This is a genomic window from Streptomyces virginiae, assembly GCF_041432505.1.
Classification (GTDB): Bacteria; Actinomycetota; Actinomycetes; order Streptomycetales; family Streptomycetaceae; genus Streptomyces; species Streptomyces virginiae_A.
Genome location: NZ_CP107871.1, coordinates 4,350,652 through 4,370,777, shown reverse-complemented (window position 1 = coordinate 4,370,777; position 20,126 = coordinate 4,350,652). Strand labels below are relative to the sequence as shown.

Below are 20,126 nucleotides of genomic sequence, written 5' to 3'. Positions count from 1 at the left end.
TACGCTCAGGACCATGTCAGCGCAGCAGTCGCAGGAATCGTCGGATCCCTCATCGGGGCCATTGCCGGATCCGTTGCCGGGACCCTCGGGACCACCGGGACCGACGAGCGCTGCGGGGGCCTCGGACGCTCCGGACCCGCTGGTGGCCGCCGCCCAGGCCACCAGGAGTCTGCAGGGGCTGTCCACCGAGCTCACGGCCCGGGTACCGCAACTGCTGGAGGCCATGAGGTCGGTCGGGACCGGGCTCGAACTGCACTCCACGCTGGACCGCATCTGCGAGACCGCGGCAGAGCTCGCGGACGCCCACTACGCGGCGATCGGAGTCGTCGACACGGAGGGCCGAGGGCTCTCGGACTTCGTCACCCACGGGATCAGCCCCGCGCAGGCGCGGAAGATCGGGCACCGCCCCGACGGGAAGAGGGGCCTGCTCGGAGCCCTGATCTCGCACTCGGACACGGTGCGGCTCGCCGATCTGACGAAGGATCCGCGCTCGGCGGGGTTCCCGCCGCACCACCCGCCCATGAAGACCTTCCTCGGGGTGCCGATCCGGGTGCAGGGAGAGATCTTCGGCAATCTCTACCTCGCCGAGAAGAACGGCGGCGGCGAGTTCAGCGACTACGACGTGCACATGGTCCGGGTACTGGCCACCGAGGCGGGCATCGCCATCGGCAATGCCCGGCTGTACGAGGCCGCCACCCAGCGCGAGCGCTGGATCGACGGATCGGTGGCCGTCACCACCGCCCTCCTGTCCGGCGGGGACGCGGACGACGCCCTCGCGGTGGTCGCCGAACAGGCCCGTCGGCTGGCCGACTCCGACGCCGGGATCGTCATGCTGCCGGCCGAGGAAGGCGGGATGGAGATCGTCGCGGTCTCCTCCGAGAATCCGGCCACCTCGCTCGGTGTGGTGATCCCGGCCGAGAGCCCGGTGGTCGACAGGCTGCTGGAGGGTGAGCCGATCTTCGTGGACGACGCCGCGTCCGACCCCCGCATGACCAGCGAGCTCACCAGCAGGTACGGCCCCTGCATGCTGCTGCCGCTGCAGAGCGGCGGACGGGTACTGGGCGCGCTGGTCACCCCCCGGGCCCGCGGCGGGCGGGCGTTCACCGAGGTCGAGCGGACCCTGGCCACCCAGTTCGCCTCGCAGGCGGCGCTCGCCCTGATGATGGCCGAGGCGCAGCGCGACCGCGAGCGGCTGGCGGTGTTCGAGGACCGTGACCGGATCGCCCGCGACCTGCACGACCTGGTCATCCAGCGGCTCTTCGCCACCGGGCTGATGCTGGAGGGCGCCCAGCGCCGGACCGCCGTCCCCGAGGTGCGTGACGGCGTGGGCAAGGCGGTGGACGAGCTGGACGTGACGATCCAGGAGATCCGCACCGCGATCTTCGCCCTCCAACAAGGGCCGGCGGAGGCCCCGTCCGGGTTGCGCACCCGGGTGCTGCGGGAGATCAACATGGCCGCGGTGCCCCTGGGCTTCAAGCCTGCCCACCGCTTCCTCGGCCCGATCGACACGGTCGTCGGTGAGCTGGTGGGCAAGAACCTGATCGCCGCGCTGCGCGAGGCGTTGTCCAACGCCTTCCGCCATGCCGAGGCGAGCCGGATCGACGTCGTCATCGACTCCACCATCACCCTCGCCGACGGCCGGCCGGGGGTCCGGCTGGAGGTCGCCGACGACGGGGTGGGCATCCCGGAGGGAGGCCGCCGCAGCGGCCTTCGGAATCTACGCCGCCGGGCCGAGTCGCTGGGCGGTGCCAGCTCCTACGGCCCGGGCATCGGTGAGGACGGCGGCGGGACCACCGTGGTGTGGGAGGCCCCGCTCGAACCGGAGGTCTAGAGGACCTGCCTCAGGCCTGCTGTGCGGTCCGCTCTTCCAGGATGCGCTCGATGACGAGGGCGACCCCGTCCTCGTTGTTGGCGACCGTACGGCCGGACGCGGCAGCGATCACATCGGGGTGCGCGTTGCCCATGGCGTACGAGGTGCCCGCCCAGCTGAGCATCTCCACGTCGTTCGGCATGTCCCCGAAGGCGACGACCTCGGCGGGGGAAATACCGCGCTCGGCGCAGCACAGCGCCAGGGTGCTCGCCTTGGACACGCCCGGTCCACTGACCTCCAACAAGGCGGTGGGGCTGGACCGGGTGATCGACGCGTACTCGCCGGCGGCGGACCGCGCCAGCGCCAGGAACTCGTCCGGGGCCAGCTCGGCATGGTGTGCCAACAGCTTGAGCACGGGCGCGGAGCTTTCGTCCGTGTCCTCGTGCAGCAGCTTCTCGGCGGTGGCCACCCGGGCACCCGGGTCCTTGAAGAAGGGCGGGTACGCCGGCTCGTAGTTGATGCCGGTGGTCAGCTCGACCGCGAAGGAAGTGCCCGGGGCCGCGGCCCGCAGGGCATCGACGACGGCGAGCGCTGCCACCCGCGGAAGGGCTCTGACCTGTACGAACTCTCGTCCGGCATGCAGGTCGACCACCGCCGCGCCATTGGCGCAGATCGCCAGGCCATGGCCGTGGACATGGTCGCTGACCACGTCCATCCAGCGGGCCGGGCGGCCGGTGACGAAGAAGACCTCGATCCCGGCCTCCTCGGCGGCGGCGAGCGCGGCGACCGTGCGTGGCGAGACGGACTTGTCGTCGCGCAGCAGGGTGCCGTCGAGGTCGGTGGCGATCAGCCGGGGCGTGGGGGTTGGCCCGTCCGGGCACTGGGGAGCCGAGGTCACGGCTCCATCTTCGCCCATGGCCGAAGGGCTCCTGACCATGGGAGGGAGGCTGTCACCTCGGGCGATGTTTCACGTGAAACGACGCCGTTTCACGTGAAACATCGGCTCGCCGTAGGCTCGAAGCATGAGTCTGCGTCTGAGCACGGTGATCCTTCCGGTACGTCGATGGCACGAGGGAGGACGCGATCAGTGGGTCCTGGCCGAGCAGCTCGGGTTCCACACCGCCTACACCTACGACCACCTGTCCTGGCGGACGTTCCGCGACGGCCCGTGGTTCGGGGCGGTCCCCACCCTGACCGCGGCGGCCACCGCCACCGAGCGGCTGCGCCTGGGCACGCTCGTCACCTCGCCGAACTTCCGGCACCCGGTGACGCTCGCCAAGGACCTCATCAGCCTGGACGACATCTCCGGCGGACGCATCACCCTGGGTATCGGCGCGGGCGGCAACGGCTTCGACGCGACGGCGCTGGGCCAGGAGGCATGGTCCCCACGGGAGCGCGCCGACCGCCTCGCCGAGTTCGTGCCGCTGCTGGACCGGTTGCTGACCGAAGGCTCGGTGAGCCACGAGGGGACCTTCTACTCCGCCGAGGAGGCCCGCAACATCCCCGGCTGTGTGCAGCGGCCCCGGCTGCCGTTCGCGGTCGCCGCGAACGGACCGCGCGGCATGCGGCTCGCCGCCCGGCACGGCCAGGCCTGGGTGACCACGGGCGACCCGAAGCTTTTCGAGGAGGGCACGCCCGAGCAGTCGCGGGAGGCCCTGCGCGGGCAGCTCGAACGGCTCGGCGCGGCCTTCCTGGAGATCGGGCGAGACCTGGAGCCCGTGGAGAAGATCCTCCTGACCGGCTTCACGCCGGAAGCCAACACCGTGCTGCAGTCGGTGGACGCGTTCGTCGACTTCGCCGGCCGGCACCGTGATCTGGGGTTCACCGAGGTGGTGATCCACGCGCCGATCCCGGATTCCGAGTTCGCCGCCGACGAGGGCGTGTTCGAGAAGATCGCCACCGAGGCCCTGACTCAGCTCGACAGCTGACCCGGCGGTCGTCGTCGCCGCACGAGCGGCGACGACGACCTGGACCCCGGGCGGCTAGTCCCTGTCGTTCAACTGCGCGAGCAGGCGCTCCGCGGCCGGCAGGAGCCAGTCCGGCACGTCGTCCTCGGGCAGCGCCCTGGCCTCGTCGATCAGCGCGGAGACGCGGGCGCCACCCGCGTCCGCGTGGCCCCGCTCCTGCTCCGTCCAGGCCGCGTTGTTCAAGCACTGGAACCGGTCCCGCAGATGGTCGGGGCCGAGCTCCGCGTAGATCCGGCCGGACCGGTCCCACAGCTCGATCTCCTCCAGGCGCAGCCCGTCCACCTCCGCGGGGCTCAGCGGGGCCGCCCGCTCCGCCCCGGCATCGGCGAGCTGCTCGTCCCCGGCGTCCTGGACTTCCCCGGTGTCGTCGTCGTCCTCGTCGTCCTCGTGGGACTGCCCGTTCGCGTTGACGTGTCGGTCGAGTACCTGTGCCAGCTGGTGCCAGGTCTGGGCGAGTTCGGATCGCAGCCCAGGTGATCCGGGATCCGCTGCCAGGGCCGTCTCCAGCACCTGGGCGGCCTCTTCCATCCGCTTCCGGGCCCCCGTCACCGTGACGGCGGTGACCTCCTCGCGCAGGCCCAGCCAGGCCAGGGAACGCAGGATCCGCACCTCGGTGATCGGGACCTCGCCGGTGAGCCGGTGCAGCTCCAGGGCCCGCTCGTAGGCGGCGGCCGCTTCCACGGCCAGTCCCGCGTCATTCAGCGTGTCGGCGGCCGAATGCGCGAGGCCCGCCTGCGGACGAGGGTCTTCCCAGTCCTTGGTGACCTCCGCCGCCAGCAGGTACTGCTCCGCCGCCGGCCGGGGCTCGTTCAACCGCCGCAGCAGATCGCCCAGGAACTCCCGTACGGACACCGCCTGCTGGTCGCCGTGCTCCAGCAGGTCCGCCAGTGCCGACTGCAGGACCTCCGCCGCCTCGGCGCTGCGGCCGTCCCTCGCGTACGCCCGGGCCAGCAGCAACCGGGCCTGCGCACCGCCGTCGGCCGTGAGCCCCGCCTGGTCGAACCAGTGGGCTCCGGTCAGGGCGTGCTCCGCGCTCTCGGCGGCCGCGTCGTCCCGCTGCAGCAGGATGTCCGCGAGGGTCAGCCGTACGACGCCCTGCGTCTCGGCGTCGGTCACCTCTGCGGCATGCTCCAGCGCGGAGCGCGCCGCGGCCTCCGCCTCCTCGGGCCGCTCCAGCGTCATCAGCACCCCGGCCCGCAGCACCAGCGCGTCCACGGCCTGCCACGGTCGCCCCGCCAGGACCGCCCGCGCGGCGGATGCCTCGAGCAGTGGCACGGCCCGCTCCGGGTCGCCCTGGGCCAGTGCCACCCGGCCCAGCATCTCCTCGGCCTCCGCCACCAGGTCCGACGCGGTGCCCTCATGGGCGGCGACGAAGTCGGTCAGTTCGGCGGCCAGCACCCCGTGGTGGTCGTGGTGGTCGTCCCCGTCGGGCGTCTCCACCGAGCGCAGGTACGACTCCATCCGGATCGCCGACAGTTCCGCGAGCGCGATACGCCGGGCCCGCAAGGGTTCGGCGGCGTCCAAGGCCTCGGCGGACCGCAGGGCGACGCGCAGCAAGGCCCGGACCTCCGCCGGCGCGGCTCCGGACTGCGCTGCCACACCGGCCAGCCGCAGTTCCGTGAGCGCCACGCGTTCGGCGAGACCGAGCGCCCGGTAGTCGTCCCGGACCGCGCTCAGCAGCTTCGGCGCCTCCTCGTCGCCGCGCCGCCCGGCGGCCAGGGCCTGCTGGTCCGCGAGGTCGACGCGGACCAGCGGATCGACCTCCGGCCGCGTGGCCAGCCGTACCGCCACCTCCGCCCACAGCGCGTCCGTACCCGGATGGCCCAGGTCCCGGGCGCGGCGCGCCCGCTCCACCAGGTCGATGAAGGCGGCGTCCGTCAGGGCAGGCTCGGATCCGGGCGACGTGGGAGTGGGAACGGGGGCCGAGGCGGTCTGCGGCAGCGCCGCGCTGCGTACCCCCAGCGGGACCGCCGCCGACAGCGGTTCCCGGCCCACCCGTGCGAGGAAGCGGTCCGAGACCCGGGTCGTGCCGTTGCGCACGTCGAACTGCCGGGCGATGTCGAGGCAGCCCGCGTACAGCACCTCGTACAGCTCGTCGACGGTTCGCGGGGTTCCTTCGTAGGGCACGGCCGGGGTCCGACCGTGGCCCAGTTCCCGCAGGCGGCGCAGCAGCACGAGGATGCCGCCGTGGAAGGACAGCCGGTCGTCGAGGTTGGCGAGCGGAGCCACATGGGTGGCGTGTTCGGCCAGGATCTCCAGGCCGCGGGATTCGTTGCCGGTGAGGGCGCAGAACTCGATGTGCTTGCCGATCGAGGGCAGCAGGCTCTCGTTGCCGCGGGCCATGCGGTAGCCGCGCAGGTGGTGGGAGCGCGCCTCGTCGGCCCGACCGAGCCGCAGCAGCGGCAGCAGCGAGGTGGCGAGCAGCCGGTGGGGCTCCTCGGCACAGGTCAGGTCACCGTCGAGGACGGGCTTCCACAGCTCCAGGGCCTCGGCGTCGTTGCCGTGCAGGACGGCGTACTGGCCCTGACCGTTGAGTTCGCAGGCCCGGCAGTCGCTCATGTCGTCCCGCTCGGCGGCCAGCCAGCGCCGGAAGGACCGTTCGGCGCGCTCGTCCTCACCGATCGCGTCGGCGAGCCACATCTCGGCCTCGCGTACGGGCCGCTCGCTGTAGCCGGCGATCCGGTAGCGGCGTTCCATCTCGTCCAGCCAGCCGGTGGCCGACTCCAGCGGAATCCCGGGGGAGTCGGAGATGGCCGTGGCCACCCACTTGAACTGCCAGAACAGTGAGTGCGCGTCCCAGTGGGAGAAGGCGCCCGGGTCCTTGTCGTACTCCTGGAGCAGCCGGGCGAAGGGCACCAGGATCTTCGGCGACTCGGAGCTGTAGAGATAGGCGTTGATCAGGTTGTCCAAGGCCTCGCGGAACAGGGCCCGGTCACCGCTGGTCTCCGCCGCGCCGGCCAGCGCCTCGGCGTGCGCGTTGCGCACGGCGCCGTTGGGCGACCGTCGGTTCTCCGCCAGACCCCGCACGATCTCCTCGCGCGTCAGCGTCGTCACTTCTGGTCCTCCTGGGCGTCTCGGGCATCGGTGGAGTGGGTCGCCCATTCCAGGAGTCCGAGGAAGGCCCGGTTGAGCAGGGTGGAGTCGGCGGGGCGCAGCGGCCGCTGGGACATCAACAGGGCCTGTCCGTACAGCGATTCGACGGCCGTACCGGTCAGTGCCTCGTCGGGCAGCGCGGCGATCCTTCGGATGAGCGGGTTGTTGTGGTTGAGGACCAGACGGGCGCGGGGTGCGGAGCCCCGCAGGGAGCCGAGGATGCCGCTCCACAGGGAGTCGGCGCTCTCCAGTGCGGCGGTGCGGTCGCGCTCCTGTCGGGCCTGCCGGTCGTCCAGGTACAGCGCGGGCACGGAGACGGGCTGGAAGGCGCGCAGCACCACGTCGCAGCCCTGAACTTCCAGGCGGGTGCGCGCGGTGGCCAGGAACGGGGCGAGCGTCAGTTCGGTCGCGGTCGGCACGGGGTCGAGCCGCTCGGTGACGGCCCCGGCGTCGAGTTCGGTGACCTTGAGCTCCGGCCGTACGGCGGGCAGCAGGGCCAGCAGGTCCGCGTCGTAGGTGTAGCCCGCGTTGATGACGCCGAGCCCGTGGGCCGCGGCGATCGGTGCGATCTGGCGGAACTCCTCGACGGTGCGGGTGAAGTGGATGTCCGTGTGGGCGGCCGCGAACTCCTGGAGGCTCATCGAGCCGTCGCTGGTCTCGAACGGCAGCCACGGCAGCATCAGCCCGAGGAGCTCGGAGTCGTGCCGGGCCATGGACTTCACACCGAGGTGGTGGACCTGCAGGAAGGCGGCCAGGCGCTCCGGATCGCTCGCGGCGAGCTCGGCGAGCCAGCCGCGGACGCGGGCGCCGAGTGCGTCGCGTACCGCCGCCAGGGTCTCGTCGTCGTACAGGTTCTCGCGGGATGCGGTGGGGCGCAGGGTGTCCGTGTCGAGGACGGCACGGACGAAGAACGCCCAGTCGGGCAGCAGGTTGTCGGCCCGGTCGGTCAGCAGCATGCCCTTGAGGTGGACGCGGTGTCCGGCCCGGTGGGCGGGGCTGGTCGGTTCGGGCAGGACGTACGCCACCCCGCGTACGCCGGCGACCGGCAGGTCGAGGTCGATGCTGTCGAGCGGGGTGAAACCGAAGAGCTGAGCGCAGTGCCCGGCGAGCGCGACGCGACGGGCGGCCGGGGTGGGGAAGGCACGGTCCCACACGGCGGGCCGGTCGGTGACGGGGCGCGGCTCGCCGCCCTCGCCGTCGTCGAAGGTGATGTCGTACGGCAGCAGGGAGCCGTAGTCGCGGGCCAGTTCCTCGACCTTGGCCGGGGCGGCCCATTCCGTGGCGCCCGGGCGGGCCTCCAGTACGACGGTGGTGCCGGGCTCCGGCCGTGCCTCGTGGGGCAGTTCCCGGACGGTGTACGAACCGTCGTCCGTGGCCAGCCATTCGACGGGCGCGGCCTGGGGGTCGCGGGCGGAGCGGGTGACGACCCGGATCTGGCGGGCCACGACGAAGCACGCGAGCAGGCCGATGCCGAACTGGCCGAGGAACTCCTGGCGGGTCGCCTCCAGGCCCGGCTCGTCGAGGTCGGTGCCGTCGCCACCGCGCTTGGAGCTACGGCCGATGGTGGCGAGGAGGGAATGGGCCTCGGCGGCGGTCAGGCCGATGCCGCTGTCCTCGATGGTCACGCGGCCGGCGGACGCCGAGAGGCGGATGCGGACCTCCGCGGCCGGGTCGAGGGCGTGGCGCGCGGTGATCGCGTCCACCGCGTTCTGCAGGAGCTCGCGGACGTAGACGCGCGGGCTGGAGTAGAGGTGATGGGAGAGGAGGTCCACCAGGCCGCGCAGGTCGACCTGGAAGCTGTGGGGCGTGGACGGGGGCGTGGACGTGGACGTCATAGGGCGTCACCTCGCGTGCATACAGGGATGGTTCGGTGATCGCGAGGTCCCCCCTCACTGATCCCGGAGTGGTTCACACATTAGGGGGATGGTCGGACAATCTCTGCGTGAATTCCGGTGCCCTGCCCCGGATCTACTGGAAGCGCAGGAACTGCGGCGGTACGGCGTCCACCAGCCACACCCCGTTGGCGCTGATCCGGAAGATGTGACCGGCCGCTCGCATCGCTGCGGCGTCCACGCTGAGCACGACGGGCCGGCCGCGGCGCGCGCCGACCCGGGTGGCGGTCTCCCGGTCGGGGGACAGGTGCACATGGTGGCGGGCCATCGGACGCAGGCCCTCGGCGCGGATCGGCTCCAGGGCGGCGGCGACGGTGCCGTGGTAGAGGTACGCGGGCGGTTCGGCCTCCGGAAGGTCCAGGTCCACGGCGACGGTGTGGCCTTGGCTGGCCCGGATCCGGCTGCCGTCGACGGCGAACCGCTGCTTGTCGTTGGCGGCGACGACGTGGTCGAGCTCGGCCCGGCTGAAGGGGAAGCCGTGCGCGGCGGCCGCGCTCAACAGGTCGTCGATCTCCACCCAGCCGTGGGGATCGAGCACCAGTCCGATCCGTTCAGGCTGGTGTCGCAGGTGTTTCGAGACGTACTTCGACACCTTCACGGTGCGTCTTTCATCCATGGCCCCAGCGTGCCCCGCCGGAGGGCCTCGTGGCAGGGATTTTCCGGGGGCGGCCGACAATGACAGCTGGTGGACACCCTCTATCGTCATTCCAAGATGCGGAATATATTTTCCGCTGACACTTCTGTTCAGAGGGAGAAACCATGACAGCCCCACCCTCACTGTCACGCCGTGCCGCTGCTGAGCTGATCGGTACCGCCGGACTGCTCGTGGTCGTGATCGGCTCCGGCCTCAAGGCCGCCGAGCTCAGCCGCGACACCGGTGTCGCCCTCATCGCCAACTCGTTCGCGTCGGCCATCGGCCTCGGGTTGATCATCACGATCTTCGGGCCGCTCTCCGGCGCCCACCTCAATCCGGTGGTCACCCTCACCTCCTGGTGGTCCCGGCGGACCGGCGGCGAGGGTCTGGGCGGCCGCGAGGCGCTCGTCTACACCGCGGCCCAGAGCGCCGGGGCCATCGGTGGAGCCCTCGTCGCGGAAGTCATGTTCGGCCGGGTCCCGGGCACCTTCGCCACCCAGGTGCGCGACGGCGGGCATCTGCTCATCGGCGAGGTGGTCGCCACCGCGGGTCTGGTCCTGCTGATCCAGGGTCTCGGTCGGACCGGGCGCGGCAGGTTCGTTCCGCCGGCGGTCGCCGCGTACATCGCGGCCGCGATCTGGTTCACCTCCTCCGGCTCCTTCGCCAATCCGGCGGGCACCATCGGGCGCAGCTTCAGCGACTCCTTCACCGGCATAGCCCCCGAGTCGCTGCCCGGATTCCTCGGCGCGCAGTTGGTCGGCGGAATCCTCGGCCTGGCTCTGGTCGCCCTCCTGTTCGGGTCCGGGGCGGGGGGCGGGACCGGCTCCAGGCCCCGGTCCAGGTCCCGGTTCGGCCGGAGTGTGAAGCCGTCCCCGGTGGACGGGGCGAGCCCCGCCAAGGCGGCTTACGAGACCGTCAGGTGAGACGGCGGCTCAGTTGCCCACAGGAAAGGGGCACTTGTCCACAGCCGTTTGGGCGGGTTTTGACGGCAAACGCGTGATCCGCCCTGTGGAACCTGTGGAATCTGTGGATCGGGTCCGACCGGGTGTGATCGAGCCCTCCGCCGTGACCACCCGCCCCCGCATCACGACCCGCCCGGCGTCACCGCTCGCCGCGGCGCGCCAGATCGTTCATGGTCCGGGCCTGGAGCTCCCGCTCCGTCGCGGCCCGGACGAACTCCGCCACATGGTCGGCGCCCACCAGATCCTGCACCGCCCGAACCGTCCCGGCAGGCAAGGCCACCGGTGAGGGCCCCGTCGGCCCCGGTGCGCCGGCCGACCCCAGGTGCCGCTGGAGGTGCCGGGTCGCGAAGAGCCGCATCGCCCGCGCCAGCTCCGCGTCCACGGTTTGCTGGGCCAGCGGCCGCAGCCGCCGCACCATCGTCGCCGCCTCTGCCGCGTCCGCGTCCGTGGGCGGCACCTGCCCGAGGTAGCGCGCGAAGACGTGCTCGGTGGTGAACTCCAGGAACCGCGAGGCGATGTGCTCCACCTGTCCCCGCAGTTCCCGCAGGTGCCCGGTGATCGCCGTCAGCGGCACCCCGGCCGCGTACAGCTCGGCGGCCACCGCCAGCTCCTGCGGGGAGGGCACCAGGAACTGGTCCGGGCGCTCCGGGATCCGCTCCAGCACCCCTAGCTCGCAGGCCTCGTCCACGGCCTCGTCGTCCGGCCGGCCGCCGAACCGTTCGTTCAGCTCCTCCCGGCTGATCCGAGCCGCCTCCTCGTCGGTCCACGGCCCGTGCACCTCGGCGACCAGACCGAGTACGCCGCCCAGACCGCGCCCCGCGTCCCAGGCCTCCAGCAGTTCCTTGATGGAGGCCAGGGTGTAGCCGCGGTCCAGCAGGTCCGCGATCTGGCGCAGCCGCGCCAGATGCGTGTCCCGGTAGACGTTCGACCGGCCCCGCCGCTCCGGTTTCGGCAGCAGGCCACGGTCCTGGTACGCCCGGATCGTGCGCACCGTCGCCCCGCTGTGGTGTGCCAGATCCTCGATCCGGTATTCGGCTACCGCCTGATCGGACAATCCCGGCTCCCTACGACATCGCGGCTCGGCCGACCGCGCCCGCCGCGGCCCGGGCGGCAGGTGAAGCCGCAAGGTACTCGACCGCCCTGCGCAGCGAGCCCTCCTGCGAGGGATGGTACGACCGCCGGAAGTAGCGGGGTATGGCCATGCCGAGCTCTCTCCACGGAGGCAGCAGGCCCTTGTCCACCGCGCGGTTGTGCGCGCCGAGCGAGTAGCGCTCCCGGCCGTCCAGTTCCGGGTCGTTGCGTATGAGGTACGAGGCCCCCCACAACCACAGCCACGCCAGCACGGGCGCGACCACGACCATCCCCTCGACGCGCCGCGCGTAGCGGGGCAGACCGGCTCCCCCACAGTGCTGGTACATGTCGAAGGCCACGGAGCGGTGCTCCACCTCCTCCGCGCCGTGCCATCGCAGCAGGTCCAGCATGATCTCGTCGGCCCCGGCCCGGTCGAGCCCCTCGGCGCGCAGCACCCAGTCCCCGAGCACCGCCGTGAACTGCTCGATCGCGGCGACCACCGCCAGCCGGAAGCGCAGCCACTCCCGCGCCGTGACCGGCATCCCGAACGGCGGGGCCTCCCCGAGGAGTTTCTCGAACAGGAAGTCCACGTGCCGTGTGTACGCCTGCGTCGGCAGTCGCTGCTCGGCGAGGTGGTCCAGGACGTAGGAGTGCTGCACGCTGTGCGTGGCCTCCTGGCCCATGAACCCCTTGACGTCACCGCGCAGCTCCGGGTCGGTGACCAGGGGCAGGCCCTCCTTGAGGACCCTCACGAACCACCGCTCCCCGGCGGGCAGGAGCAGGTGCAGCACGTTGATGACGTGGGTGGCGGTGGGCTCGTCCGGTATCCAGTGCAGAGGGGTGGTCCTCCAGTCGAAGGCCACCCGGCGCGGGCTGATCGGGTGCCGGTCGATCCGGTCCGTGGACCCGCTCACAACCTTGGCTCCAGCCTCGCGATGCGCCGCAGGGCGCGCGGGGCGAAGCGGGACATCCACAGGGCGCCCTTGGACTCCGGAGTCACCGGTACGACGGCCTCGTTGCGTACCACCGCCCGCAGGATCGCGTCGGCGACCTTCTCCGGCGGGAAGTTGCGCAGCCCGTACAGCCGTGAGGAGCGTTCCTGGCGGCGCTTCTCCTCGGCTTCGTCCACCCCGGCGAAGCGCGAGGTGGCGGTGATGTTGGTGTTGACGATGCCCGGGCAGATCGCGGAGACGCCGATCGACTTCGAGGCCAGTTCAGCGCGCAGGCACTCCGACAGCATCAGCACCGCGGCCTTCGAGGTGCTGTAGGCGGGCAGGGTCCTGGAGGGCAGGTAGGCGGCGGCGGAGGCGGTGTTGACGATGTGCCCGCCCTGGCCGCGCTCGGCCATCTGCTTCCCGAAGATCCGGCAGCCGTGGATGACGCCCCACAGATTGACGTCCAGGACCTTCTTCCAGTCCTCGGCGGTGGTGTCGAGGAAGGAGCCGGACAGGCCGATCCCGGCGTTGTTGACCAGGACGTCGACGATTCCGTACTCGGCGGCGACCTTCGCCGCGAGCTTCTCCATCGCTTGCTCGTCGCTGACGTCCACGCACTCGGCCCAGGCCTCGGCGGCGCCCACGAGGCGGGACATGTCGGCCGTGCGCGCCGCGCCTTCGGCGTCGCGGTCGACGGCGACCACCCGGGCCCCGGCCTCGGCGAAGGCGAAGGCGGTGGCCCGGCCGATGCCGCTGGCCGCGCCGGTGACCAGGACCAGCTGGCCGGCGAAACGGTCGGCGTACCGGCCCAGGGCCTTCCGCTCCGGTGCCCGCGTGGCGGGTTCCTCCCGGTCGTCGACGAACTCGGTGATCCAGGCGGCCAGCTGGTCGGGCCGGGTACGGGGCACCCAGTGCTTGGCGGGCAGGGTCCGCCGCAGCAGGTCCGGGGCCCACCGCTCCAGACCGTCGTAGAGCCGCTCGGACAGGAACGCGTCCCCGGTCGGGGTGATCAGCTGCACCGGTACGTGGGCGTACGCGTCGGGCCGCGGCCGACGCATTCGCGGCCGTACGTTGTCGCGGTAGAGCCAGGCGCCGTGCGCCGCGTCCGAAGGCAGCGAGGCCGTCGGATAGGAGCCGGCCGGAACCTTCTCGATGCGCTGGAGCATCGCGGGCCACCGCTTGCCGAGCGGTCCGCGCCAGGCGAGCTCCGGCAGCACCGGGGTGTGCAGCATGTAGACGTACCAGGACTTGGCGCCCTGGCCGAGGAGCTGCGCCGCCGCCCGCGGGGTGGGCCGCGTCATCCGCTTCTTGACCCAGTGCCCGAAATGGTCGAGGGAGGGCCCCGACATCGAGGTGAAGGAGGCGATCCTGCCCTCGGTGCGGGCGACCGTCGCGAACTCCCAGCCCTGTACGGAACCCCAGTCGTGGCCGACCAGGTGCACGGGCCGGTCCGGGCTGACGGCGTCCGCCACCGCCAGGAAGTCGTCGGTCAGCTTCTCCAGGGTGAAGCCGCCCCGCAGCGGCTGCGGCGCGGTGGAGCGCCCGTGGCCGCGCACGTCGTAGAGCACCACGTGGAAGCGGGTCGCGAGCCGCTCGGCGACCTCCGACCAGACCTCCTTGCTGTCCGGGTAGCCGTGCACCAGCACCACCGTCGGCCGGCCCGTCTCACCGAGCTCGACGACGCACAGCTCTATCCCCCCGGTGCTCACCCGGCGCTCGCGCGCACCCGCCAGGCCCACCGCTCCCGCTCCGGCCATGTCGCTCATGCTGCCTTCTCCTCGGCCCAGCGCCGCACGTGCGGCAGATCGTCGTCCAGCCAGAACGCGCTCTCCTCGGGGTCCCGGGAGTCGGTGACGACCAGGATCTCCTCGAACTTCGCGCCGGTACCCCGGAATCCGAGGTGGGGTTCCACCGCCCACAGGCCTGGTTGCGGCCGGTGGTCGGAGAAGTGGTACGGGCTCCACAGCGGGGACCAGCCCTCGCGGTGGCCGTGCAGGGCGTCACTGGCCAGTCCCTTGAGGGACTGGGTGCCGAAGCCGAAGGCGGTCGGTGACCAGCGCCGCTCCTTGACCCGGTCGATCTTGTGCGCGATCACGCCGAAGGGATAGGCCCGGTGCCGGTTGGCGTACCCCTGCCGGGTCATCAGCCGTTCGACGTTCTCGTAGATCTCGCGCAGGGAGCGGCCCTCGCGCACCTGCTCCAGGATCAGCACGCGGTGCGCCTGGAGATCGGACATGAGCCGGTCCTGCACCGGATTGAGCCCGAGGCTGCCCGAATAGCCGATGTCGGCCGCGTAGCCCTTGTGGACCGGTGCCATGTCGAGGATGAACGGCATCCCCGGCTCCAGCTTCCGGTTCGTCGGGAAGAACTGCAGCGGGATCCTGAAGTTCGCGAAGGCGGTGCGGTCCCCGAACCAGGCGAAGGGCAGGTGGAACCAGTCCCGCACCCCGCGCTCCCGCAGCCACTCGCGCTGCATCCGCGCGGCCTCGCGCTCGGTCACTCCGGGCCGCAGCTGCGCGGCGACGGCCTCGGCGCACTCGTACGCCAGGCGCTGCACCTCTCTGAAGCCGCTCAGGTCGGCGGAGCCTCGTCCGGAGAGTCGCGCGGTGCGTTGCTTGGTGTCCCCAGCCATCTCAGCCCGTCCATCCGTGTAGCCGTACGCGCCCGTAAGTTGACACTGATGAATGTGACAATGACCGGAGATCACGTCAAGGGTCGTGCACGGACCTGTGGACAAAGTTGTCGGGTCCACATCAGCCTCCAGTACGGGCATGTACGCCTGAAGGCTGAGACCGGATCCAGCTCCAGGTCTGACGTTTCACGAGAGCCACGCCACTAACGTCGAACCCGTGACTGTCATCGCGACCGAAAGCCTGAGCAAGCGGTACCCCCGAGTGACCGCCCTCGACCGGCTCTCCCTGGACATCGGGCCTGGTGTGACCGGCCTCGTTGGTGCCAACGGAGCCGGCAAGTCCACGCTGATCAAGATTCTGCTGGGACTGTCCCCCGCCACCGAGGGCAGCGCCGCCGTGCTCGGCCTCGACGTCCACACGCATGGCAGCGCCATCCGTGAACGCGTCGGCTACATGCCCGAGCACGACTGCCTGCCACCCGACGTCTCGGCCACCGAGTTCGTCGTCCACATGGCGCGCATGTCCGGGCTGCCGCCGACAGCGGCCCGCGAGCGCACCGCCGACACCCTGCGCCACGTCGGGCTGTACGAGGAGCGCTACCGCCCCATCGGCGGCTACTCCACCGGCATGAAGCAGCGCGTCAAGCTCGCCCAGGCCCTCGTCCACGACCCCCAGCTGGTGCTCCTCGACGAGCCCACCAACGGCCTGGACCCGGTCGGCCGCGACGAGATGCTCGGCCTGATCCGCCGGATCTACACCGACTTCGGCATCTCCGTCCTGGTCACCTCCCACCTCCTCGGCGAGCTGGAGCGGACCTGCGACCACGTGGTCGTCGTCGACGGCGGCAAGCTGCTGCGTTCCAGCTCCACCAGCGACTTCACCCAGATCACCACGACCCTCGCGGTCGAGGTCACCGACTCCGACACGCACCCGGACGGCACCGCCGCCCTGCGCAAGGCGCTCACCGAGGCCGGCGTCACCCTGCACATCGGCGAGGAGCAGGGCCTGCCCGGAGCCGGCCACATCCTCCTCGTCGAGGCCACCGGCGAGGAGACGTACGACATCGTCCGCGACACCGTCGCCGACCTGGGCATCGGCCTGGTCCGCATGGAGCAGCGCCGTCACCACATCGCGGAGGTCTTCCGCGACAACGACCAGCCCTCGCCCACCGTCCAGCAGAAGGGAGCCGGTTCCGATGGCGCCTGACACCTCGACCCAGATCCACAACATCGGCTACCGGTCCTACGACGGACCCCGGCTCGGCCGCGCCTACGCCCGCAAGTCGCTGTTCTCGCAGTCCCTGCGCGGCGCCTACGGACTGGGTCGCTCCGCCAAGTCCAAGGTCCTCCCGATGCTCCTCTTCGCGGTGATGTGCGTACCCGCGCTGATCATCGTTGCCGTCGCCATCGCGGTGCCCGGCTCCACCGACCTGCCGATCAAGTACACGACGTACGCCCTGACCACCCAGGTGATCATCGGCCTCTTCCTCGCGTCCCAGGCGCCGCAGTCCGTCTCGCGCGACCTGCGCTTCAAGACGGTTCCGCTCTACTTCTCGCGGCCCATCGAACGCGTCGACTACGTCGTGGCCAAGTACGCGGCCATGGCCTCGGCCCTGTTCGTCCTCACCGCGACCCCGCTGCTGATCATGTGGATCGGCGCGTTGCTCGCGAAGTTCGACTTCGCCGACCAGACCAAGGGATTCGGGCAGGGACTCGTGTCGGTTCTGCTGCTGTCGCTGCTCTTCGCGGGCCTCGGCCTGGTCATGGCCGCGCTCACCCCGCGCCGCGGGTTCGGCGTCGCCGCGATCATCGCGGTGCTCCTGATCCCGTTCGGCGCTGTGACCGCGGTCCAGGGGATCTCCTACAGCACCGGGAACACCGAAGCCATCGAGTGGATGGGCCTGTTCTCCCCGATCACCCTCATCGACGGCGTACAGACCGCGTTCCTGGGCGCGACCTCCGCCTTCCCCGGCGGCGAGGGTCCCTCGGCCGGCACCGGCGTCGTCTACCTGATCGTCGCCCTCGGCCTCATCGTCGGCTCCTACGCCGCCCTGATGGCCCGCTACCGGAAGGCCGGGCTGTGACCACCATCCACATCGACCACACCTCCCGCTGGTTCGGGAACGTCGTCGCCGTCAACGACGTGACGATGAACATCGGCCCCGGCGTCACCGGGCTCCTGGGTCCCAACGGCGCCGGGAAGTCCACCCTCATCAACATGATGGGCGGGTTCCTCGCTCCCTCCACGGGCACCGTCACCCTCGACGGCGCGCCGATCTGGCAGAACGAGCAGGTCTACAAGCAGATCGGTGTCGTGCCCGAGCGCGAGGCCATGTACGACTTCCTCACGGGCCGGGAGTTCGTCGTCGCCAACGCCGAACTCCACGGCCTCGACGACACGGCCGCCCAGCGGGCGCTCGCCACCGTCGAGATGGAGTACGCCCAGGACCGCAAGATCGCCACGTACTCCAAGGGCATGCGCCAGCGCGTGAAGATGGCCTCGGCCCTCGTCCACGACCCGGCCGTCCTGCTCCTCGACGAGCCGTTCAACGGCATGGACCCGCGCCAGCGCATGCAGCTCATGGACCTGCTGCGGCGCATGGGCGACGAGGGACGCACCGTCCTGTTCTCCTCCCACATCCTGGAGGAGGTCGAGCAACTCGCCTCGCACATCGAGGTGGTCGTGGCCGGCCGGCACGCCGCCTCCGGCGACTTCCGCAAGATCCGCCGCCTGATGACGGACCGCCCGCACCGGTACCTCATCCGCTCCTCCGACGACCGGGTCCTCGCCGCGGCCCTGATCGCCGATCCCTCCACCGCCGGCATCGAGGTCGACCTCAAGGAAGGCGCGCTGCGCATCCAGGCCGTCGACTTCGGCCGCTTCACCGAGCTGCTGCCCCGCGTGGCCCGGGAACACGGCATCCGGCTGCTGACGGTCTCGCCCTCCGACGAGTCCCTCGAGTCGGTCTTCTCCTACCTCGTCGCGGCCTGAAAGGAGCTGGCACCCATGTACGAACCCACCGTTGCCCGGCTCACCTACCGGGCCCTGCTCGGCCGGCGCCGCGCGCTGATCCTCTTCGCGCTGCCCGCCCTGCTGATCGTCATCGCCCTCGTCGTCCGTGCCTTCGTCGGCGTGGACGACAAGGTGGCGGCCGACCTCCTCGGCGGCTTCGCCCTCGCCACCATGGTCCCGCTGATCGGTGTCATCGCCGGCACCGGAGCCATCGGTCCCGAGATCGACGACGGCTCCATCGTCTACCTGCTCGCCAAGCCGGTGAAGCGTCCGAAGATCATCATGACCAAGCTGATCGTGGCGATCTCCGTCACGATGGTCTTCTCCGCGATCCCCACCCTGATCGCCGGATTCATCCTCAACGGGAACGGTCAGCAGATCGCCGTCGCCTACACGATCGCCGCCCTCGTGGCCTCGATCGCCTACAGCGCGCTGTTCCTGCTGCTCGGCACCGTCAGCCGGCACGCGGTGGTCTTCGGCCTGGTCTACGCCCTGATCTGGGAGTCGCTCTTCGGCAGCCTGGTCTCCGGAGCCAAGACCCTCAGCGTCCAGCAGTGGGCCCTGTCCGTCGCCGAGAAGGTCGCCGGGGACGGGTACGTCGACGCCACCGTCGGCCTGCCCACCGCCGTGATCCTGCTCTGCGCGGTCACCGTCGCCGCCACCGTCTACGCGGGCCAGAAGCTCCGCCGCCTCACCCTGGCGGGCGAGGAGTAGTCCCCGCCGCACCGCACACGAACCTGTGCCCCGCCCGGCCCACCGGCCGGGCGGGGCACAGGTTCGCGCGGCATCATCGGTGCATGGTCGCGCACACCGAGCCGGAGCCGTCCAGGCCACTGCGGTCCTGGATACGCTCCTCGCCCGGAACGCACATCTGGCTACTGATCATCGCCGTGACCAGCGTCATCGTCGCGATCGCACCCGACCAGGTCGACAGCGTCCTGCTCCACCGCAACAGCAGCAACATCAACCAGCTCGTCAAATACCCCGTCCGGGCGCTCATCAGCAGTGCCTTCTGGATCGCGAACCCGGCCTCGCTCGCCCTCTACGCCGTGCTCTTCGAGGTGTTCCACGCCCCCGTCGAACGCTGGCTCGGCACCCTGCGCTGGCTCCTGATCGTCGCGACCGCCCATATCGTCGCCACCTTGGTCAGCCAGAAGATCCTCCTGACGGCCATCCAGGACCACCGGGCCCCGCACAGCATGACCCACGTCGTCGACATCGGCGTCAGCTACGGCCTAGCAGCCTCCATCGGCGTCCTCACCTACCGGCTCCCCGGCCCCTGGAGATGGCTCTACCTGGCCGGAGCGGTCGCCTTCTTCGGGATGCCCCTGGTCACCGGCGGCACCTTCACGGACCTCGGCCACGCCATCGCGCTCTCCGTCGGTCTGCTCTCCTGGCCACTCACCCGCAACGTCGTTTCACGTGAAACATGAGCGGCACGGCCCCCCCTCAGGGGGCGTCGTGCGAGCCCGTCGCCGTATCCGGTTCGGCGACGCCGTGCTCCCAGGCCCACGCGGCGATTCCCACCCGGTTGCGGGCCCCCAGCTTGGCCTGGACGTTCGCGATGTGGGTCTTGGCCGTACCCGCGCTGATGAACAGCTCGGCGCCGATCTCGGCATTGGTGAGCCCCCGCGCCACCAGACGCACGATCTCCACCTCCCGCTCCGTCAGCGGATGCGCCGCGGGGCGGGCGACCGGACCCGCCTGCGCCAGGCGGCTCAGCAGCCGCACCGTGATCTGCGGACTGATCAGCGTGTCCCCCGCCATAGCCGCCCGGACCCCTTCGATCAGCAACGTCGGCCCGGACCGCTTCAGCAGAAAGCCGCAGGCGCCGTTGCGGAGCGCGGTGTGCACGTAGTCGTCCAGGTCGAAGGTGGTCACCACCACCACCCGTGTCTGCGGCGCCAGCAGCCGGGTCACCTCCAACCCGTCGAGCCGCGGCATCCGGATGTCCGCGAGCACCACGTCGGGCCGCAGTTCCCGGGCCAGCGTCACCGCGCTCTCCCCGTCCGCGGCCTCCCCCACCACGGTCATGTCCGGCTGTGAGTCCAGGATCAGCCGGAATCCGCTGCGGATGTCATCTTGGTCGTCGGCTATCAGGATGCGTGTGGTCACGC

General features: G+C 71.1%; 17 protein-coding genes. 8 read left to right on the top strand and 9 right to left on the bottom strand.

The features are described 5' to 3' along the window. Window positions 1–13 precede the first annotated feature (13 nt). Window positions 14–1,831, top strand: coding sequence for a GAF domain-containing sensor histidine kinase (locus OG624_RS20395; RefSeq protein WP_244290631.1), 1,818 nt, complete (start codon window positions 14–16; stop codon window positions 1,829–1,831). A gap of 10 nt (window positions 1,832–1,841) precedes the next feature. Here OG624_RS20395 and OG624_RS20390 read toward each other — a convergent pair whose 3' ends face one another. Continuing rightward, window positions 1,842–2,726: a Cof-type HAD-IIB family hydrolase gene (locus OG624_RS20390; RefSeq protein WP_161297084.1), complete on the bottom strand. Its 885-nt coding sequence runs from the start codon at window positions 2,724–2,726 to the stop codon at window positions 1,842–1,844. 106 nt (window positions 2,727–2,832) lie between these two features. Between OG624_RS20390 and OG624_RS20385 the strand changes: the two genes are divergently transcribed. Next, window positions 2,833–3,738, top strand: a complete 906-nt coding sequence (locus tag OG624_RS20385; protein WP_371588096.1) for an LLM class flavin-dependent oxidoreductase — start codon at window positions 2,833–2,835, stop codon at window positions 3,736–3,738. Between the two features lie 54 nt (window positions 3,739–3,792). Here OG624_RS20385 and OG624_RS20380 read toward each other — a convergent pair whose 3' ends face one another. The 3 genes from OG624_RS20380 to OG624_RS20370 all read right to left on the bottom strand — a co-directional run bounded on the left by OG624_RS20380 (window position 3,793) and on the right by OG624_RS20370 (window position 9,378). Further along, on the bottom strand, window positions 3,793–6,831 hold the full coding sequence (locus OG624_RS20380; protein WP_371639686.1) for a tetratricopeptide repeat protein: 3,039 nt from the start codon (window positions 6,829–6,831) through the stop codon (window positions 3,793–3,795). Beyond that, window positions 6,828–8,705, bottom strand: a complete 1,878-nt coding sequence (locus OG624_RS20375) for an HSP90 family protein (protein ID WP_371639685.1) — start codon at window positions 8,703–8,705, stop codon at window positions 6,828–6,830. Before OG624_RS20375 ends, OG624_RS20380 begins: the two co-directional genes overlap by 4 nt. A gap of 133 nt (window positions 8,706–8,838) precedes the next feature. Further along, window positions 8,839–9,378 (bottom strand): RNA 2'-phosphotransferase, encoded by a 540-nt coding sequence (locus tag OG624_RS20370; RefSeq protein ID WP_371588093.1) that lies wholly within the window; start codon window positions 9,376–9,378, stop codon window positions 8,839–8,841. 143 nt (window positions 9,379–9,521) lie between these two features. Here OG624_RS20370 and OG624_RS20365 point away from each other — a divergent pair, with 143 nt between their 5' ends. Beyond that, window positions 9,522–10,319: an aquaporin gene (locus tag OG624_RS20365; RefSeq protein ID WP_371639684.1), complete on the top strand. Its 798-nt coding sequence runs from the start codon at window positions 9,522–9,524 to the stop codon at window positions 10,317–10,319. Between the two features lie 178 nt (window positions 10,320–10,497). On the opposite strand, the gene OG624_RS20360 is transcribed toward OG624_RS20365, so the two are convergent. The 4 genes from OG624_RS20360 to OG624_RS20345 are packed head-to-tail and all read right to left on the bottom strand — an operon-like array spanning window position 10,498 to window position 14,996. Beyond that, the gene (locus OG624_RS20360; protein ID WP_033215029.1) at window positions 10,498–11,412 is read right to left on the bottom strand and encodes a MerR family transcriptional regulator; all 915 of its coding nucleotides are present in this window, start codon (window positions 11,410–11,412) and stop codon (window positions 10,498–10,500) included. Between the two features lie 10 nt (window positions 11,413–11,422). Then, window positions 11,423–12,343: a metal-dependent hydrolase gene (locus tag OG624_RS20355; RefSeq protein ID WP_208869287.1), complete on the bottom strand. Its 921-nt coding sequence runs from the start codon at window positions 12,341–12,343 to the stop codon at window positions 11,423–11,425. After that, entirely contained in the window at window positions 12,340–14,130 is a 1,791-nt protein-coding gene (locus OG624_RS20350) for an SDR family oxidoreductase (RefSeq protein WP_371639683.1), read from the bottom strand. Before OG624_RS20350 ends, OG624_RS20355 begins: the two co-directional genes overlap by 4 nt. Continuing rightward, window positions 14,127–14,996 (bottom strand): M24 family metallopeptidase, encoded by an 870-nt coding sequence (locus tag OG624_RS20345; protein ID WP_371639682.1) that lies wholly within the window; start codon window positions 14,994–14,996, stop codon window positions 14,127–14,129. The genes OG624_RS20350 and OG624_RS20345 overlap by 4 nt, the downstream gene beginning before the upstream one ends. 217 nt (window positions 14,997–15,213) lie before the next feature. Here OG624_RS20345 and OG624_RS20340 point away from each other — a divergent pair, with 217 nt between their 5' ends. The 5 genes from OG624_RS20340 (at window position 15,214) to OG624_RS20320 (ending at window position 19,442) form a co-directional block, all read left to right on the top strand. Further along, on the top strand, window positions 15,214–16,203 hold the full coding sequence (locus OG624_RS20340; protein ID WP_033215033.1) for an ABC transporter ATP-binding protein: 990 nt from the start codon (window positions 15,214–15,216) through the stop codon (window positions 16,201–16,203). Next, window positions 16,193–17,080, top strand: coding sequence for an ABC transporter permease (locus tag OG624_RS20335; protein ID WP_033215035.1), 888 nt, complete (start codon window positions 16,193–16,195; stop codon window positions 17,078–17,080). Before OG624_RS20340 ends, OG624_RS20335 begins: the two co-directional genes overlap by 11 nt. Further along, entirely contained in the window at window positions 17,077–17,988 is a 912-nt protein-coding gene (locus OG624_RS20330) for an ABC transporter ATP-binding protein (RefSeq protein WP_033215037.1), read from the top strand. The genes OG624_RS20335 and OG624_RS20330 overlap by 4 nt, the downstream gene beginning before the upstream one ends. Before the next feature lie 15 nt (window positions 17,989–18,003). Next, complete coding sequence (locus tag OG624_RS20325; protein ID WP_033215039.1) at window positions 18,004–18,723, top strand: ABC transporter permease; 720 nt, start codon at window positions 18,004–18,006, stop codon at window positions 18,721–18,723. Between the two features lie 83 nt (window positions 18,724–18,806). After that, the gene (locus OG624_RS20320) at window positions 18,807–19,442 is read left to right on the top strand and encodes a rhomboid-like protein (protein WP_033215041.1); all 636 of its coding nucleotides are present in this window, start codon (window positions 18,807–18,809) and stop codon (window positions 19,440–19,442) included. A gap of 16 nt (window positions 19,443–19,458) precedes the next feature. Here the strand turns inward: OG624_RS20320 and OG624_RS20315 are convergent, their stop codons facing one another. After that, entirely contained in the window at window positions 19,459–20,124 is a 666-nt protein-coding gene (locus OG624_RS20315; RefSeq protein WP_371588089.1) for a response regulator, read from the bottom strand. Between the last annotated feature and the right edge of the window lie 2 nt (window positions 20,125–20,126).